This is a genomic window from Enterobacter sp. Tr-810 (assembly GCF_011752765.1).
In the GTDB taxonomy this organism is placed as follows: Bacteria; Pseudomonadota; Gammaproteobacteria; order Enterobacterales; family Enterobacteriaceae; genus Enterobacter; species Enterobacter soli.
In genome coordinates this window covers 433,129-451,176 of sequence record NZ_VWWW01000001.1, presented here as the reverse complement: position 1 = coordinate 451,176, position 18,048 = coordinate 433,129, and the positions used below count along the sequence as shown (strand labels likewise).

Genomic DNA, 18,048 nt, shown 5'->3' with positions numbered 1-18,048 from the left:
AAGGAGAAGACATGCTTTCAATTGCCCGACGAACGGCAGCAGGTGCGGCCATCTTACTTATTATGCCTCTGGCCGTGTGGATTTCCGGCTGGACATGGCAGCCCGGTCAACATACCGCGTGGCTTAAACCGCTGTACTGGGTAACAGAAACGGTTTCTCAACCCTGGGGGATCATTACCCATGTACTACTATGTGCATGGTTCCTGTGGTGTCTGCGTTTTCGCCTGCGTCCGGCGGTGATGTTATTTGCCATTCTTGCGGCGGCGATTGTCGTCGGGCAGGGGGTGAAGTCCTGGGTGAAAGATCATGTGCAGGAGCCGCGTCCGTTCGTTATCTGGCTGGAAAAAACGCACCATATCCCGGTGGATGAGTTCTACAATTTAAAGCGTAAAGACCGTGGCGCGCTGGTCAAAGAGCAACTTTCGGAACAACAGGATATTCCCAAGTTTTTGCGTAAGCACTGGCAGAAAGAAGCTGGCTTCGCATTTCCTTCGGGGCATACGATGTTTGCTGCCAGCTGGGCGTTGCTTGGCGTGGGATTACTCTGGCCACGTCGTAGGACGGTGACGATAGCCGTGCTGCTGGTGTGGGCGACAGCCGTGATGGGAAGCCGTCTGCTGCTGGGAATGCACTGGCCACGTGATTTGGTTGTTGCCACACTGATCTCGTGGGTGCTGGTGACCTTCGCTACCTGGCTTGCCCAGAGACTGTGTGGGCCGCTGACACCGCCGCCGGAAGAGAAGAAAGAAATCGCGGAAAGAGAGCAAAGCGGGGTCTGACGGTTGATATTCTGCGTTTAGCCCATAAATCCCATACTGGCGCGTTACTTTTTCCGTATCGCGCCCGTCACTAAAATGGTAGTTTATAAGGCTGATTGCGGTAAGTTGAACACACTTTATTCGCTTGAACCACATAACGGGAAGTAATGTGAAATATTTACTCATTTTCTTACTGGTATTGGCGATTTTTGTCATTTCGGTCACATTGGGTGCGCAGAACGACCAACAGGTGACGTTTAACTATCTGCTGGCACAAGGTGAATACCGGGTATCAAGCCTGCTTGCGGTGTTATTTGCTGCGGGATTTATCATCGGCTGGCTGGTTTGCGGCCTGTTCTGGCTTAAAGTTCGTGTTTCTCTTGCGCGCGCTGAACGTAAAATCAAACGCCTTGAACTTCAAATTGCGCCCGCGACTGACATTCCAGAGCGTTCTGGTGTGCCGGTAGCCAAGGAATAATCGAATATGCTGGAGTTGTTGTTTCTGCTTTTGCCTGTAGCCGCAGCCTATGGCTGGTATATGGGCCGCAGAAGTGCGCAACAAACAAAGCAGGATGAAGCTAACCGACTCTCCCGTGACTATGTTGCGGGGGTGAACTTCCTGCTGAGCAACCAACAGGATAAAGCGGTAGACCTGTTCCTCGACATGCTTAAAGAGGACACCGGTACCGTTGAAGCCCATCTCACCCTCGGAAACCTGTTCCGCTCGCGTGGCGAAGTTGACCGCGCTATCCGTATTCACCAGACCCTCATGGAAAGCGCGTCGCTGACGTACGATCAGCGCCTGCTCGCGGTTCAGCAACTGGGGCGTGACTACATGGCCGCCGGTCTGTACGACCGCGCCGAAGACATGTTTACGCAACTGGTCGATGAAACTGATTTTCGAATCAGCGCGTTGCAGCAGCTGTTGCAGATTTACCAGGCGACAAGCGACTGGCAAAAGGCGATTGATACCGCTGAGCGTCTGGTGAAGCTGGGCAAAGACAAACAGCGCGTTGAGATAGCCCATTTCTACTGTGAACTCGCATTGCAACAGATGGGCAGCGATGACATGGATAAAGCCATGACACTGCTGAAAAAAGGTGCTGCGGCTGACCGTAATAGCGCGCGCATTTCCATCATGATGGGGCGCGTCTTTATGGCAAACGGTGAGTTTGCCAAGGCAGTGGAGTGCTTGCTGCGGGTGATTGACCAGGATAAAGAGCTGGTCAGCGAAACGCTGGAAATGCTGCAAACCTGCTACCAGCAGTTGAATAAGCAGGATGAATGGGTCACCTTCCTGCGTCGTTGTGTTGAAGAAAACACTGGCGCAACAGCCGAGCTGATGTTGTCAGACATCGTTGAACAACACGAAGGCAGTGACACGGCGCAGGTATATATTACGCGCCAGCTTCAGCGCCATCCAACGATGCGTGTTTTCCATAAGCTGATGGATTATCACCTGAATGATGCGGAAGAAGGGCGCGCCAAAGAGAGCCTGATGGTGCTGCGCGACATGGTCGGTGAACAGGTGCGCAGTAAGCCACGCTATCGCTGCCAGAAGTGCGGTTTTACCGCTTATACGCTGTACTGGCACTGTCCTTCGTGCCGCGCCTGGTCCACAATTAAGCCTATTCGCGGCCTGGACGGGCAGTAATTTTTTAAAACACATTATTTTAGTTACAACATACTAATGTGTTTTTCTCCATCTGATGGCACCGTGCGGCCATTGGCCTAGCAGGAAAGGAAATCGATTCTGTTCATTTGTGGCGCTGACAGGTAGAATGCTGGCCGTTTATCTGTTCCGCGCCGCTGCGCGCCCATAGACGAAAAGGGCTGGTCATGACGTCTGTTACTTCCTCCGCTTCCCGCGTAGTTACTGATTCTCCTGTTGTTGTTGCTCTCGATTACAATAACCGCGATGCTGCACTTGCCTTCGTCGATGGCATTGATCCACGTGACTGCCGCCTGAAAGTCGGCAAAGAAATGTTCACGCTGTTTGGGCCACAAATTGTGCGTGATCTGCAACAGCGTGGCTTTGAAATCTTCCTCGACCTAAAGTTTCACGATATCCCCAACACCACGGCACATGCCGTTGCTGCTGCTGCTGAGCTGGGCGTATGGATGGTAAACGTCCACGCATCGGGCGGGGCGCGTATGATGACCGCCGCGCGTGAAGCGCTTGTACCTTTTGGCAAAGACGCACCATTACTGATTGCCGTAACGGTTCTGACCAGCATGGACGAAAGCGACCTGCGCGATCTCGGCGTGACGTTGTCACCAGCTGAACACGCCGAACGCCTTGCGCGCCTGACTCAAAACTGTGGTCTGGACGGTGTGGTTTGTTCTGCGCAGGAAGCCGTACGCTTCAAATCAGAATTGGGCCAGGCGTTCAAACTGGTTACACCGGGTATTCGTCCGGCGGGCAGTGACGTGGGCGATCAGCGCCGTATCATGACGCCTGAGCAGGCGCTGGCGGCGGGTGTTGACTATATGGTTATCGGTCGCCCGGTAACGCAATCGGCTGACCCGGCTCAAACCCTGAAGGCTATCAATGCCTCACTGAAGAAGGGCGCGTAATGAGCGATTCTAACAGCCGCCTGGTGTATTCCACCGAAACCGGGCGCATCGATGAACCCAAGGCCGCTGTAGAGCGTCCGAAAGGTGATGGTGTGGTGCGCATTCAGCGTCAGACCAGTGGCAGAAAGGGTAAAGGTGTATGCCTTATTACCGGCATTGATGCCGACGATGCTGAGCTGGCGAAACTGGCAGCCGAGCTTAAAAAGAAATGCGGATGTGGCGGCGCTGTGAAAGACGGAATTATTGAAATTCAGGGCGACAAACGAGATTTAATTAAATCACTGCTCGAAGCCAAAGGCATGAAAGTAAAACTGGCAGGCGGTTAAAATAAGTGAGCCACGGCAAATACCGTGGCTCTATTTTTACGTGCGTAAGTCAGACCTGAAATATATTCAAAACTATCTTTATACCGGTGGTTGCCGTTATGGAGATTATTTGCCCACCTGGTGACCGATAATACCGCCGACAGCAGCACCACCTAAAGTACCCAGCGTACTACCGTCAGTTAAGACCGCACCACCGAGTGCACCGGCACCGGCACCAATGGCTGTGTTACGGTCGCGTTTTGACCAGTTGGAACATGCGCTCAGGGACATTGCTAAAGCAACAGCCAGAACAGCTGCGGTTAATTTTTTGCTGGTTAAAGACATAATACTTTCTCCTGAATTATCGATTCACGGAAAGAAATACACTTTAAGTATAGACCATTGGCATACTTAAATTCCGTTTCCCGTGAAAGCTGGTCGCGCAGGCGTTACGTAATCACGCAGGTGATAGTCACTTCCTGTTATATCGCTAATACTAATTTTACGAGTTTAACGCCGGTTAAACAGGTAAAAAGTCTTAAAGGGAGACCAGGAATTCTCTCAGAGATGAAATTGCCTGCGCCCGGAGGAGTCGGGCGCAGAAAAGATATTATGCGGGGTGTTTGACAATATCGACCGTCAGGCCAGTTTGTTCGAGTTGCTGGCGATGATCATTACTTAACCGATCATCGGTAATTACGCGGCTGAAACGGGAAATCGGGCCCATCATATAAGGGTGAACCGCGCCAAATTTTGAACTGTCGGTAAGAACAATGGCCTCACACTCTTTTTCAAGTACTGCGTTAACCACATCTGAACGCATCATGTCCCGGCCGGTAAAACCTGTCTCTGCCTGCCAGCCGTCGATACCGATAAACGCTTTACTGAAGTGAACCTGCTGAACATATTGCCGGGTCAGTGGCCCAACCATGCTCTCACTTTTTTTCTGATAAATCCCCCCGAGCAGAATCACTTCGCAGCGGGTTTCTTTAAGCAGGTGAGCGATATAGCTGCTGACGGTGATGATAGTGATGTCTTTCTGGTCGGCGAGCGTACGCGCCAGTAGCGCGTTACTGCTGCCGTTCTCGATAAACACTGTCTCACCGTTATTCACCAAAGACGCGGCAAATTCTGCCAGCTCACGTTTCAGCGCATAGTTGTTCATCATGCGGGTTTCGACGTCTTCGCTATCCAGCGGAACGGCGTACCCGTGCGCACGGCGCAGGTAACTCTGTTTTTCCAGCAGATTAAGATCCTGACGGATTGTGACTTCAGATACGCCAGTGGTTTTAGCGAGGTCGACCACGCTCACGCGTCCCTGATCGATGACCATCTGTAAAATGAGTTGTTGTCGGGAATTCATAGCATCCATTTAAAAAAAGCTGAACGAGGTCGGAAACGTGGTGGTTACACTTCCCACGGGGCTTTAGGTTGCGCGCTTTCTGGTGCGGTGTCGGCGCCATTCTGTGCCAGCAATTCGGATTTTAAGATCTCAAGATTACGGATAGCAGAGTGATAATCGCCCGCAACCAGGATATCCAGCACAGTATCAATACGTTGTGCCACGGTCAGTGCATCAATGTTGGACATAATTTCACCCCTGGAGCGAAAAGTTAATATTTTCAATGATGCAGAAAATAGGGTCAAAAGAGAAGGGAAAAAATGCAATAAGGAAATTACATAAATGAAAGTGATAAATTTATCCCTCCTCATGCAGTGAGTTGAATGTGTGGATTAGGCTAATTCTGCGCGCAAGGCGCTTTTTTATATGAGGAATTAGACTATGACAGTTATCAATCAAGCTACTTGCACACTGTTCACTGATGCTGAACGCTTTACCCAACTTGCTGCGTATTATGAGGAGGAACGTCACACCGTCTGGATGATGTTGCGGTCTCAGCCACGGCCTTGCTTCAACCATGCATTGATTGAAGAAATCATGAACTTGTCCTGGCTGGTGCGGCAGTCTGGTTTTGTTGTCGACTTCTGGGTCACCGGATCGCTGGTTCCTGATATGTACAACACGGGGGGTGATTTGAAGTTCTTTGTCGAGTGCATCCAAAACGGCCGCCGCGAAGCATTACGTGCCTATGCTCGCGCCTGTGTCGATTGCGTACACGCCGCCTCACGTGGTTTTGATACCGGCGCCATCACACTGGCGATGGTTGAAGGCAGCGCCTTAGGTGGCGGATTTGAGGCGGCCCTGGCGCACCATTTTGTTCTTGGTCAGCGCGATGCACGTCTGGGATTTCCTGAAATTGCCTTCAACTTGTTCCCCGGTATGGGTGGGTATTCGCTGGTTGCACGCCGTTCAGGCATGAAACTGGCGGAGGAACTTATCTACAAAGGGGAGTCGCATACTGCGGAGTGGTACGAACAGCACGGGTTAGTGGATGTCCTGTTTGAGCCAGGACAAAGCTATATGGCGGTGCGTACATTTATCGACACATTACAGCCGAAGATGAATGGCGTAAGAGCAATGCTGCGCGCCCGTACACGCGTGCTGCAACTTCCGCGTAGCGAGTTGATGGACATTACAGAAGATTGGGTCGACGCTGCGTTTTGCCTCGAACCCAAAGATATTGCCTATATGGAGCGTCTGGTTATGTTGCAGGACCGCCACCACGCGGCGGGGTTACGCAAAGCCAGTTAGCGCATTTTTCGCGCCTGATAACGCTTTAGCCATCGCTCGAATGCGGCAGCGGGCATAGGTTTAGCAAAGAGATAACCTTGCCGTTCGTTGACGCCGTTCTTAGTCAGAAAGGCGTCTTCTTTCGCGCTTTCTACCCCTTCCGCAATGACCTGTAAATTGAGCGCCTGCGCCACCGCAACGATCGCGCGCACCAGCGATTGCGATATCGATTGTTTATGAATATCCCGAACGAATGACTGATCGAGTTTAATCGCATCGATTGGGAAACGCGCTAATTGCGAAAGCGAAGAGTACCCGGTACCAAAGTCATCCAGGTGGATTTGCGCCCCAAGCTGGCTGAACTGCTGGATAACAGAAAGCGCGAGATCTTCATTTTCAATCAGGCAGCTTTCGGTTAATTCCACATCGATAGGGCAGTACTCAAAGTTCAAATCCTTCAGCGCCTGTTTTAAATCGCTGAAAATGGTCTGATCGGCGAGCTGACGCGCCGAGACGTTAACCGCGACGCGAAGATTAATGCCTTTGTCGCGCCATTTGGCAACCTGACGTACCACGTCGAGCATAACCCAGCGCCCAAGCGGCACAATCAGCCCCGATTCTTCGGCATAGGAGATAAACTCCAGCGGCGGGATCAGACCACGTTCAGGGGACTGCCAGCGGACCAGCGCTTCCAGGCTTCTGATTTCGCCACGCCAGGTCATTTTCGGCTGATAGTGAATCAGCAGCTGATCGTTATCCAGCGCCTTCCGCAGGTTGGTATCCAGCCAGAGGTACTCGAACACACGCTGGTTCATCTCTGGTGAGAAGACGCAGAACTTACCGCGGCCACTCTCTTTGGCGGTATACATCGCCGTATCCGCGTTACGAATCACGCTTTCACGGTCGATACCGTGCTGAGGCGCAAGTGCGATACCCAGTGAGCAGCCGGTATAAATCTCAATCAGTCCGATGCGGAATGGCTGGCGTAAGCGGGTGAGGATCCGCGAGGCCATCGCTTCCAGCGAACCTTGCGAGGTGTCCGTCGCCAGCACAATAAATTCATCGCCACCGAGACGGGCGAGGATTTGTCCTTCTTCCAGACAACTGAGGATCGCCAGCGCGACCGCCTGCAATAACTGATCGCCAAACATGTGCCCGTAGGCATCGTTCACTTTTTTGAAGTTATCCAGATCGAGATACACCACGCCGACCTGGGTTTCTCCGCGCGTCTCTATGGCGTCGGATATCAGTTCGTGGATGGCATTCCGGTTAGGCAACCCGGTGATGGTATCGGTATTTGCCATCACGCGCAGGCGTTCCTGAGCGCGGCGTTCCTCAGTGATATCGGTTCCTGAACAGATGAGGTAAATTTCATTCTTACCGCTGCCGCTGTGAACAAATTTGTTTCTGAACAGAAACAATCTTTGTCCCTTGCGCGTCTTGATCCAGCGTTCGACTTCGTAGGAACTGCCGTTACGAAAAAAACCGGTAATGTTGCGTTTGGATGCAGCGGCTTCACTGCGGCTCATGAACAGCTTGAAGACGTTCTGGCCGATCACTTCCTGTTCTTTCAGGCCGGTATACTCTTCGCTAAGGCGATTGAAGCGCTGAATATTCCCGTTTTGATCGAGGATAACAATGACAGAGTTAGCTTCGGAGACAACTTGCTCTGCAAATGAGAGTCCCTGTGCCAGATCGCGGGCAACAGAAGGGGTATCGTTCCAGGCAGATGCTGTGCCAGCCCACTCTTTTTTATTGATTTTACGGCCGACCAAATGAACCGGGACATCAGTACCGTACAGTGATAACGTCATCGTAATGCTGGAGGTGATAACCGTAAGTTGACGAATGAGATCGGCCTGCTCATCGCTCAGCGCCGCAACCTGAATAACATCGGCACTTTCGCTGGCGGCCAGATGCAGAGCATTGCTATCGGCTGTCAGTCGCCACCAGGGACTGTGCGTACCCATGTAACGAAACAGCAAATTCTGCTCCAGATCATCCATCATGTTTTCTCCTGCGGCTGCTCATTAGCGCAAAAAATATTCAATAGCAGTCGACTTTTCCGTAGTGAGACAGCGGCAAAACCGAAGTGAACTTATTGTTTTTCCCAGTTTTATTATATTAAAACGAGTCGCGCCAAAAAGGATACGTGCTGTATAAAAATTCACGTAACCGAATATGACGGCTCTCTTTTAATGTAGATAATTCTGGCAAGTTTTGGCGGTATGAAGAGGAAAATAATAAGAAAAAATGATGATTTGGCGAAATAAGAGGCGTTGAGGAAATGTCGGCCTTTCCTAAAAGGAAATGACCGACATTTTAATAAGTTATCAGGCGGCTGGACGCGCGATAATGCTGCGGGTTTCCATGCGAACTTCAGCGATAGTTACGTCAATCACGTCTGTGACTTTATAAACCGTTTCGCCTTTGATTTGCACAGTACCGTTTTCCTGGCTACAAACCAGTTCATCACGAACGGCGTGCAGGAATGGCGCAGGGATAAAGGCTACCGCGCCATTATCAACCAGGCGTACACGCATCCCACCACGGCTGATATCGATGATTTCCGCCGGGAAACGGGTGTCAGTACCCGCTTTGTCGTTCAGGAAGCGCGCATACAGCCAGTCACCGACATCGCGTTCAGCCATGCGGTTCAGGCGGCGACGTTCCGCCATCTGTACCGTGGTATCGTCCTGAGGACGCGCAATGGATTCGCCTTTGATAATCGCTTTCAGCAGGCGATGGTTAACCATATCGCCATATTTACGGATTGGAGAAGTCCAGGTTGCGTAAGCTTCAAGACCCAGACCAAAGTGCGGACCTGGCTCAGTGCTGATCTCAGCGAAGGACTGGAAACGACGAATACGGCTGTCCAGGAAACCGGATGGCTGTGCATCAAGTTCGCGACGCAGTTTGCAGAAGCCGTTCAGCGTCAGCACTTCTTCTGGATCAACGTGTACATCGTGGTTTTTCAGCAGGGCAGCCAGCGCTTCGGTGTTTGCCGGATCAAAACCAGTGTGCACGTTGTAAATGCCAAAGCCTAATTTGTCGCGCAGCACACGTGCGGCACAAATATTGGCGGAAATCATGGCTTCTTCAACAATGCGGTTAGCGATGCGACGCGGCTCAGCAACGATATTCAGCACTTCGCCTTTTTCACCGAGAACAAAGCGGTAATCAGGACGATCTTTAAATACCAGCGCGTGAGTGGTACGCCATTGGCTACGGCTCAGGCAGATGCGATGCAACAGACGGATCTGCGCGGCAATCGCCTCGCTTTCTGGTTTCCAGCTGCCGGTGTTTTCCAGCCAGTCAGAAACGTCGTCATAGGCCAGTTTGGCTTTTGATTCGATTGTGGCGGCAAAGAATTCGATATCGTCTTCAATGGTGCCGTCAGCGGCAATGATCATGCGGCAGGCGAGCACTGGACGAATTTCGTTCGCGCGCAGCGAGCAGAGATCGTCGGACAGTTCACGTGGCAGCATCGGGATGTTGAAGCCCGGCAGGTAGTTGGTGAATGCGCGAATTTTCGCGGCATCGTCCAGCTTGCTGCCTTCAACGATCCAGGCCGTTGGATCGGCAATCGCCACGGTCAGATGCATTTTGCCGTCAGCTGACTCTTCAGCAAACAGGGCATCATCCATATCTTCAGTGCTTGCACTGTCGATAGTAACAAAATCCAGAGCAGTCAGGTCACGACGTACCAGACCTTCATCCTGCATTTCAGTTGCTACGCCGTCTGGCGCTTCTTTTTCAAGATTGTGGCGTGCCAGCGTTACCCACCATGGGACGAAATGATCGTCGCCAAAGGTAATGAACTGGGTCAGTTCCGCATAGAAACCGCGGTCGCCTTTCAGAGGATGACGGCGCATTTCAGCAACGGCCCAGTCACCTTGTTTAAAATCATGCTCAACACCACGTGCAGCGCGGCACGGAATGGCATCTTTCAGCAGGGGATGGTCCGGTACAATAGACAGACGGTCGTCTTTTTTATGTACCTTACCCACGAAACGGGTCAGGAAAGGTTCGATCAGTTCTTCCGGCTCGGCGGATTCACGTTCTTTCTCGGTGTGAATGACGGCCGTGACGCGATCGCCGTGCATCACTTTCTTCATCTGCGGAGGCGGAATGAAGTAGCTTTTCTGCGCATCAACTTCAAGGAAGCCAAAGCCCTTTTCCGTGGCTTTTACGACCCCTTCTGCACGCGGCGTCTGGGAATGCAGTTGCTGTTTAAGCTGCGCTAGCAGCGGGTTGTCCTGAAACATAATGTTCTATTTTCGTAGCCATTGAGCGGCTGACAGTTTTACGCGATTCTCACTGCTACAGCAAGCGCTCTTTAGGTAATTAGTATGGTTATTCCCCTTTGCCGAGGGCGATTCCCAAACGGTCAAGCCAGCCGTTAAAAGCACTCCAGGTGAGCAGATTAATTGCCTGTACTTCGCTCAGACCACTCTGGGTGAGCGGCGTAAATTGCGCGGCGCTGAACCGGTCCGGGGAGGCGTTGAGCAATGCGATTGCGCCAGCCAGTGCCACAGAGGATGCATCATTGGCAGACGAACGAATACCGCCAGTCAGGATCTCTCCGGTGAGGGCAAGCAGGGCCGGTTCATGACACAGCACCGGCGTCAGCGCCTGGAGTTCAGGTTGTGCCTGCCAGCGGGCGAGCAATTCAAGCTGCTGGGCACTGGCATAGCGCAATTCGACAACGGGCAGGATGGATTCCCATTCCCCCGGAACCCTGCGCGTGGCACTGATTAGCGCATGAGGCTGGATATGATGCCCCGGCAGCCAGCGTACGGGATGCCCCTGGAAGGCCTGAAACGCTGCCACTACGCGCGCCTGGAATCCAGTGAACCCGATTATCTGACTGATCAGCACAATGTCGTAGGTTGTCAGGCCGACTTCATCGAGTTGTTGCTGCGCTTTATCGTCGATCACGTCAGGAGAGCTGGCAAGCTGGCGGGCGTACTGGGTAATTTGGGCAAGGCGGCGATTACTTTCTCGTGAGGAATCAGGGCCGGGAAGCGGGGCGAGAAGGGCAGCGTAGTGATTACAGAGCCGTTGAACGCCGCACGCCTGAGCAACGGTCAACGCAGTGCTCAGCCTGTCGTACGCGCTAAGTGTCCGCAGACGACTCACAGCAACATTGAGCGGAAACAGTTGGTGACAGAGCGCTCTGGCAGGGGCTAGCCAGCTTTCGCATCCGGCGACAATTTCTTCGGGAAGGGCTAAATCGAGCAAAAAACGATCGTCAACGTAAGCGGCTTCGGGTACCAGAGGCAGAACATCCGTCTGCGAATGATTTGACTGGGTTTCATGATACCAGTGGCCTTTGCCAGAAAAACGGCGTTGTTCCATGGGCGTTCCTTGATCTCAAAATGGCGATCAATATCCTGGCGTAAGGCGGATGAGGGGAAAAATATTGTTAGGTGATAACAAATAGCAGAACGGAATAACGAAAGGTCTTGCAGGGAGAGGGAAAACTCTCTTCCCGGGCGGGAAGAGAGTGACAACTTATTTGATTTCCAGCTCGTTCATTGCAGCGATGTTGAAGCCGCCGTCAACGTGAACCACTTCGCCGGAGATACCCGCGGAAAGGTCAGAGCACAGGAATGCTGCGGAGTTACCCACATCTTCAATGGTAACGGTACGGCGAATCGGGGTAACCGCTTCGCAGTGTGCCAGCATTTTACGGAAGTCTTTGATGCCAGACGCCGCCAGGGTACGGATTGGGCCAGCAGAGATACCGTTAACACGCACACCTTCTGGACCCATCGCGTTCGCCATGTAGCGCACGTTTGCTTCCAGAGAGGCTTTTGCCAGACCCATAACGTTGTAGTTAGGGATTGCACGCTCTGCACCCAGGTAGGACAGGGTCAGCAGTGCAGCGCCCGGGTTCAGCATGGTGCGGCAAGATTTAGCCATCGCCACGAAGCTGTAAGAGCTGATGTCGTGAGCGATTTTGAAGCCTTCACGGGTAACCGCGTTCACGTAGTCGCCGTCCAGCTGGTCGCCAGGAGCGAAGCCGATGGAGTGAACGAAACCGTCGAATTTCTCCCACGTTTTTGCCAGTTCAGCGAACATGCCATCGATGCTTTCATCTTGTGCAACGTCACATTCCAGAACAATGCTGGAACCCAGCTGCGCGGCAAACTCTTCAACACGGCCTTTCAGCTTGTCGTTCTGGTAGGTGAACGCCAGCTCAGCGCCTTCGCGATGCATAGCCTGTGCGATGCCGTATGCGATGGACAGTTTGCTGGCAACGCCGGTCACCAGAATGCGCTTACCGGAAAGAAAACCCATAGCTTTAATCCTTATATTCATTGTTGTGGCGATCGTCATCTTCTTGGGACAATCGTCGTTAAAACGCGGCGATAATATCACGTGTCGCGTGCTTAGTTAATCCGACCACTCTTTTGACGCGCGGTTAACGGTCTTTTCGCCATGCATCGGCGGTTAATGCTTCACCAAAATGCCCGGCAATCAGTCTTTTCGTCAGCTCATGAAGCGGGGAAGCCATCACATCCGCTGTGCTTCCGCGTTCGACCACTTCGCCCTGATGCATCACCAGCACCTGATCGCTAATGTGCTTCATCATGCCAAGATGCTGCGTCACATAGATATAAGAGATACCCTGTTTTTCCTGCAATTCCAGCATCAGGTTAATTAACTGCGAACGCATCGACATATCAAGTGACGCCAGCGCTTCGTCGGCGATAATGACTTTCGGGCGCAAAATTAACGCGCGCGCCAGACCCAGACGCTGTTTCTGTCCCGGGGCCAGCATATGCGGGTAATAACTCTCGTGGTCAGGCAGCAGACCAACCATGCGCAGGGTTTCGACAATCCGCTTGCGGCGCTCTTCCGGCTCCAGCTCCGTGTTTAATCGAAGCGGGAAGTCCAGAATCTGCGAAATACGCTGGCGCGGGTTGAGGGATGTCGACGGATCCTGAAAAATCATACGGATGCGCTGACTGCGAAACGAGTAATCACCAAATTCCAGCGGATGATCGTCAATCAGCACTTCACCTGCGGTGGGTTCAACCATGCCGGCGAGCATTTTCGCCAGTGTGGATTTCCCGGAACCGTTCTCACCGATAATGGCCAGCGTCTGTTTTTCCCGAAGCGTAAAGCTCAGGGGTTTAACCGCTTCTACAGTCTGGCGATGAAATAACCCTGTCCGGTAGCGAAAGGTCTTACTCAGGTTGCGAACTTCCAGCAAAGTTTCGACCATTTCACTCTCTCTCCATGTTCAACGGGAAATGACAGGCATAAAGATGGTTTTTAGCCCCCGACAGCCGTGGTGTTTCAATGCATTTACGCTGAGCGTAAGGACAGCGCGGGCCAAGGCGGCAGCCAATAGGCAGTGATTCCAGCAACGGAATGGCCCCAGGCAAGGTATTCAGGCGGCTTTTGTGTGGCATGGCGCTGCCAAAGTCTGGGATCGCGCGGATCAGCGCCTGGGTATACGGATGATGCGGGGTGTTCACCAGCTCTTCGCTGACAGCCGTTTCTACCGTCTGGCCGCAGTACATCACATCAATTTTATCTGCCCATTTGCTCAGCATTTGCAGGTCATGGCTGATCAGCAAAATGGTGGTGTTGTTGTTCTGATTAAGACGCGTCAGCAGGCGGAAGATCTGTGCCTGTGTGGTGGGCTCCATCGCGTTTGTTGGTTCATCGGCAATCAGCAGACGCGGTTGGTTCGCCAGCGCGATGGCAATCATCACTTTCTGGCATTCGCCGTCGGTCAGCTCGTAAGGGAAACTGCGCATCGCATCTTTATGATCTTTGATCCCGACCCGGTGCAGCAGCTCAATGGCACGGCGCTTACGCCAGCCAACGCGTTGCCACCAGCGGCCTTTGTACGTCCAGCCGGGGATGTTCTGCATCAGCTGTTTACCCACGCGCTCGGAGGGATCAAGACAGGATTGTGGCTCCTGAAATATCATCGACACGTTATGACCCACCAGCTTACGGCGCTCACGCGGAGAAAGGCGCAGCAGGTCAATATCATCAAAACGCATACGGTCAGCAGTCACGCGCCAGTTGTCTTTCGCAACACCACAGATGGCCTTGGCTATCAGGCTTTTACCGGAGCCGGATTCACCCACCAGCCCGCGGATTTCACCTTCTGCAAGCGTGATGCTGATACGGTCAACGGCTTTCACCCAGCCTTCGCCGGTCTTGAATTCAATCGTCAGGTTGCGGATATCGAGTAACGGCATTATTGCACTCCCGCATTAATTGCCCGGCGAATACCATCCCCAAGCAGGTTGATCAGCAACACGCTGACCATAATCGCAGCCCCGGGCAGCATAACGGTCCAGGGAGCGACATAGATAAGTTCCAGCGCGTCGCCCAGCATGGCTCCCCATTCGGGAGACGGAAGCTGAGCACCAAGATCGAGGAAGCCCAGCGCGGCGATATCCAGAATCGCCATCGACAGGGCACGAGTGATCTCGGTGACCAGCCCGGACGCAATGTTTGGCAACACGGCAAACCACAGGATATTGAACGTGGTGGCGCCATCCAGACGTGCGGCAACCACATACTCTTTTTCCAGCTCGTCATGCACCATGCTATAGACCGAACGCACCAGACGCGGAAGGATCGCCAGCCAGACGGCAAACATGGCATGGGACAAATGCGGGCCCGCAAAGGCCACGACAATAATGGCCAGCAGCAGGGAAGGAATAGAGAGCAGCGTATCCAGAATGTGATTCATCACAGCGGAGCGCAGGCCGTGGGTTGAACCGGCAAAAATCCCCAGCGCCAGGCCACAAATGGTGGCAGCCAGCGTAACCACAAACGCACCACCCACCGTTGGCGCTGCACCGCTCAGCAGGCGACTTAAGACATCGCGGCCCAGATCGTCAGTGCCTAAAAAGAAGGACACTTCACCATAACGTGACCAGGAAGGCGGTAAAAGCTGATAACCGAGAAACTGCTGGTCGATCCCGTAAGGCGCAAACCACGAACCCAAAATGCACAACACCGCCAGTGCACCACAGCCATACAGGCCAATCATCGCCGTGGTGTCACCATAGAATTTACGCCACACGGTACGCAGCACACCGGGTGTGCGCTTTTCGCTGTATACGTTATCGTAAGGCATACCATTCCTTATGCTTCAGTGGGTTAGCCATAGCACCCAAAATATCGGAAATCACGTTAACGATGATGACCAGCGAGCCAATCACCATGACCCCTGCGGAAATCGCTGCATAGTCTTGCTGACGAATGGCGTTAATCAGCCAGCGACCAAGCCCGGGCCAGCTAAACACCATTTCCGTGATCATCGCCAGGGTCAGCATGGTTGAAAATTGCAGCCCAAGGCGCGGGATGACCGGCGGCAGGGCGTTGTGCAGTACGTGACGGCGCAGGATCGTCAGCCGGGACAGCCCGCGTGTGGCCGCCGCTTTCACGTAGTTTTGATCAAATACTTCGATGGTGCTGATACGCATAAGGCGGATCACTTCGGTTGTGGGTGCAACGGCCAGCGTCAACACCGGCAACACCATATGGCGCAGGGCACTGATGATCATTTCATGGCGCCAGACCGAATCTGAAAGCCAGGCGTCAATAATCGCAAACCCGGTCACCGTTTTTACCGTGTACAGCAGGTCAAAACGACCCGACACTGGCAGCCACCCCAGGGTTAGCGAGAAGAACAGGGTCAGCAGCAGCGCCAGCCAGAAGATAGGGATCGAGAAGCCGAGCAGGGCGAGGGCACTGATAAATTTGTCCTGCCATTTATTGCGATAAATCCCCGCCAGCATCCCCACCGGAATACCGACCAGCAGAGCAAATCCGAAGGCCAGAATACACAGCTCCATGGTGGCCGGGAAAACTTCTTTCAGCTGTTCGGAGATCAACTGCCCGTTGATGCTGGACACGCCAAAGTCCCAGTGCAGCACGCCGTTAAACCAGAACAGCCAGGCATCCCACAGCGACGAACCCTGAAGCGGCGCGTGCGGCGTGAAATAGCTCAGGCTAAAGCCGACAAAGGTCAGGAAGAAGAGGGTTACCAGCAGCAGTAACAGGCGACGCAAGGTAAAAATAATCACGGTTTTTTCACCTCTTGTTCTTTTTCACGCGAGACGCCCGCGAAGGAGGCGTTACCAAACGGACTCAGCACCAGCCCTTTGATGTCATAGCGATAGGCCTGAAGGCGCAGGGACGAGGCAAGCGGCAACACCGGCAGTTCTTTTGCCAGAATGTTTTGCGCTTCATCGTAGGCGTCGATACGGGAGGCCAGCTGTTGTGAGGCGAGGGCTTTTTGCAGCACGGCATCAAATTCGCGGTTACACCAGTGGGCGTAGTTGGTTTGCGAGTTGATCGCCGCACAGCTCAGGAGCGGGCGGAAGAAGCTATCCGGGTCATTACTGTCGGTCGCCCAGCCTGCCAGGGTTAAATCATGGTTCATGTCCATCAGACGCGCCTCCTGGAAACGCCCCTCGACCGGCACGATCACCACTTTGACGCCCACCTGAGCCATATCGGCCTGGAGCAGTTCAGCGGTTTTCAGCGGGCTTGGGTTCCAGGCTTGCGAACTGGTCGGTACCCAGAGCTGGAGCGTCAGGTTTTCTACGCCCAGCGCTTTTAGCTGCTCACGCGCTTTTGCCGGATTGTATTCCGTAACTTTAGCTTCGCCATCATAGGCCCAGGAGGCTCGAGGCAAAATAGAGGCGGCGGTTTCTGCTGTCCCGTAGTAAATCGACTGCATCAGGCGCTGGTTGTTAATCGCTAAGGCCAGCGCATGGCGAACGGCTGGGTTGTTGAGTGGTGGTTTATCCGTATTAAAGGCCAGATAGGCGATATTCATGCCCGGACGCAGGGTCAGACGCAAACGTGGATCGTCACGCAGAATGGTTAACTGGCTGGCGGCAGGCCACGCGAGCACGTCGCACTCACCTGTCAGCAGTTTAGAGAGTCGGCCGGTGCCACCAGAGCCGAGATCCACCACCACCTGCGGCATCAGCGGTGTGCCGCGCCAGAAGTGTTCGTGACGTTGCAGGCGAATGTACTGGCCTGAACGGTACTCCGCCATCTGGAACGGACCTGTGCCGACGGGCTGCCTGTCGAGTAGCTCCTGGCGATCCTGGCTGGTCAGTTTCGCTGCGTATTCCGCCGACATCACCGAGGCATAGTGGGTCGCCAGATGCCATAAGAAAGAGGCATCCGGACGCGTCAGGCTAAATTCAACCGTTCTGTTGTCGAGTTTACGCACGCTTTTGACGGTATCGGCAAACTGCAAACTGTCGAAATAGGGGAAGCTCCCGCCATTCACGTTATGCCACGGATGATTGCGGTTAAAGATACGCTGGAAGGTAAAGACCACATCATCCGCATTCAGTTTGCGGGTTGGCGTAAACCAGGGCGTGCGCTGGAAAGAGACATCGTCACGCAGGTGGAAGCGGTAGGTCGCGCCATTATCAAGCACTTCCCAGCTCTCGGCCAGCTCCGGCACCAGGCGATAGGTATAAGGGTCGACATCCAGCAGGCGGTCGTAAAGCTGTGCGGCAAGGGTGTCAACAATCAGGCCGCTGCCCGCTTTTTGCGGGTTAAAGGTGTCAACTTGCCCGCTGACACAATAGACAAAGCCGCTATCGCGAATATCAGGAAGCGCAGCACGCTCAGGCGCAGCAAAGACCGTATTGCTGAACAGACCGAGCGCAAACAGGGACGATAAAACCAGACGCATAATTTTTAAGGTTTTTAGGTTCGATCTGCAAAGTGTATCGCACTTACGCCTGCTTCGTAAAAATGT

At 53.3% G+C, this 18,048-nt stretch carries 18 protein-coding genes; 6 read left to right on the top strand and 12 right to left on the bottom strand.

What is annotated here, in order from left to right:
* Window positions 1-11 precede the first annotated feature (11 nt).
* The 5 genes from pgpB (at window position 12) to yciH (ending at window position 3,661) form a co-directional block, all read left to right on the top strand.
* Window positions 12-779, top strand: a complete 768-nt coding sequence (pgpB, locus tag F3J30_RS02130; protein WP_014070496.1) for a phosphatidylglycerophosphatase B — start codon at window positions 12-14, stop codon at window positions 777-779.
* A 148-nt stretch (window positions 780-927) separates the two neighbouring features.
* A complete protein-coding gene (locus F3J30_RS02125; RefSeq protein ID WP_014070495.1) occupies window positions 928-1,236 on the top strand; it encodes a LapA family protein in 309 nt (102 codons plus the stop codon).
* A gap of 6 nt (window positions 1,237-1,242) precedes the next feature.
* Window positions 1,243-2,412, top strand: a complete 1,170-nt coding sequence (gene lapB, locus F3J30_RS02120) for a lipopolysaccharide assembly protein LapB (protein ID WP_014070494.1) — start codon at window positions 1,243-1,245, stop codon at window positions 2,410-2,412.
* Between the two features lie 185 nt (window positions 2,413-2,597).
* Window positions 2,598-3,335 carry an orotidine-5'-phosphate decarboxylase gene (gene pyrF / locus F3J30_RS02115; RefSeq protein WP_014070493.1) on the top strand — a complete coding sequence of 246 codons (738 nt, stop codon included), beginning with the start codon at window positions 2,598-2,600 and terminating at the stop codon, window positions 3,333-3,335.
* Entirely contained in the window at window positions 3,335-3,661 is a 327-nt protein-coding gene (gene yciH / locus F3J30_RS02110; protein WP_166715512.1) for a stress response translation initiation inhibitor YciH, read from the top strand. The genes pyrF and yciH overlap by 1 nt, the downstream gene beginning before the upstream one ends.
* A 105-nt stretch (window positions 3,662-3,766) precedes the next feature.
* On the opposite strand, the gene osmB is transcribed toward yciH, so the two are convergent.
* The 3 genes from osmB to F3J30_RS02095 all read right to left on the bottom strand — a co-directional run bounded on the left by osmB (window position 3,767) and on the right by F3J30_RS02095 (window position 5,230).
* Window positions 3,767-3,985, bottom strand: coding sequence for an osmotically-inducible lipoprotein OsmB (gene osmB / locus F3J30_RS02105; protein ID WP_014070491.1), 219 nt, complete (start codon window positions 3,983-3,985; stop codon window positions 3,767-3,769).
* A gap of 265 nt (window positions 3,986-4,250) precedes the next feature.
* Window positions 4,251-5,003, bottom strand: a complete 753-nt coding sequence (locus F3J30_RS02100; RefSeq protein ID WP_014070490.1) for a DNA-binding transcriptional regulator YciT — start codon at window positions 5,001-5,003, stop codon at window positions 4,251-4,253.
* Window positions 5,004-5,047: 44 nt separating this feature from the next.
* Complete coding sequence (locus tag F3J30_RS02095; RefSeq protein WP_014070489.1) at window positions 5,048-5,230, bottom strand: hypothetical protein; 183 nt, start codon at window positions 5,228-5,230, stop codon at window positions 5,048-5,050.
* A 193-nt stretch (window positions 5,231-5,423) separates the two neighbouring features.
* Between F3J30_RS02095 and F3J30_RS02090 the strand changes: the two genes are divergently transcribed.
* Entirely contained in the window at window positions 5,424-6,293 is an 870-nt protein-coding gene (locus F3J30_RS02090) for a crotonase/enoyl-CoA hydratase family protein (RefSeq protein WP_166715511.1), read from the top strand.
* Here the strand turns inward: F3J30_RS02090 and pdeR are convergent.
* The 9 genes from pdeR to sapA all read right to left on the bottom strand — a co-directional run bounded on the left by pdeR (window position 6,290) and on the right by sapA (window position 17,982).
* Window positions 6,290-8,281, bottom strand: a complete 1,992-nt coding sequence (gene pdeR / locus F3J30_RS02085; RefSeq protein ID WP_166715510.1) for a cyclic di-GMP phosphodiesterase — start codon at window positions 8,279-8,281, stop codon at window positions 6,290-6,292. The two genes, F3J30_RS02090 and pdeR, sit on opposite strands and share 4 nt — an antisense overlap.
* A gap of 324 nt (window positions 8,282-8,605) precedes the next feature.
* A complete protein-coding gene (locus F3J30_RS02080; protein ID WP_166715509.1) occupies window positions 8,606-10,540 on the bottom strand; it encodes an exoribonuclease II in 1,935 nt (644 codons plus the stop codon).
* Window positions 10,541-10,628: 88 nt separating this feature from the next.
* Entirely contained in the window at window positions 10,629-11,633 is a 1,005-nt protein-coding gene (locus F3J30_RS02075) for a CMD domain-containing protein (protein ID WP_166715508.1), read from the bottom strand.
* Between the two features lie 156 nt (window positions 11,634-11,789).
* Entirely contained in the window at window positions 11,790-12,578 is a 789-nt protein-coding gene (fabI, locus tag F3J30_RS02070) for an enoyl-ACP reductase FabI (RefSeq protein ID WP_014070484.1), read from the bottom strand.
* Window positions 12,579-12,702: 124 nt separating this feature from the next.
* Entirely contained in the window at window positions 12,703-13,509 is an 807-nt protein-coding gene (gene sapF / locus F3J30_RS02065; RefSeq protein ID WP_014070483.1) for a putrescine export ABC transporter ATP-binding protein SapF, read from the bottom strand.
* 1 nt (window position 13,510) lies between these two features.
* On the bottom strand, window positions 13,511-14,503 hold the full coding sequence (gene sapD, locus F3J30_RS02060) for a putrescine export ABC transporter ATP-binding protein SapD (protein ID WP_014070482.1): 993 nt from the start codon (window positions 14,501-14,503) through the stop codon (window positions 13,511-13,513).
* Window positions 14,503-15,393, bottom strand: a complete 891-nt coding sequence (gene sapC / locus F3J30_RS02055; RefSeq protein WP_014070481.1) for a putrescine export ABC transporter permease SapC — start codon at window positions 15,391-15,393, stop codon at window positions 14,503-14,505. The genes sapD and sapC overlap by 1 nt, the downstream gene beginning before the upstream one ends.
* Window positions 15,380-16,345 carry a putrescine export ABC transporter permease SapB gene (gene sapB, locus F3J30_RS02050; protein WP_166715507.1) on the bottom strand — a complete coding sequence of 322 codons (966 nt, stop codon included), beginning with the start codon at window positions 16,343-16,345 and terminating at the stop codon, window positions 15,380-15,382. Before sapB ends, sapC begins: the two co-directional genes overlap by 14 nt.
* Window positions 16,342-17,982 (bottom strand): ABC transporter substrate-binding protein SapA, encoded by a 1,641-nt coding sequence (gene sapA, locus F3J30_RS02045; protein ID WP_014070479.1) that lies wholly within the window; start codon window positions 17,980-17,982, stop codon window positions 16,342-16,344. Before sapA ends, sapB begins: the two co-directional genes overlap by 4 nt.
* Window positions 17,983-18,048: the final 66 nt, after the last annotated feature.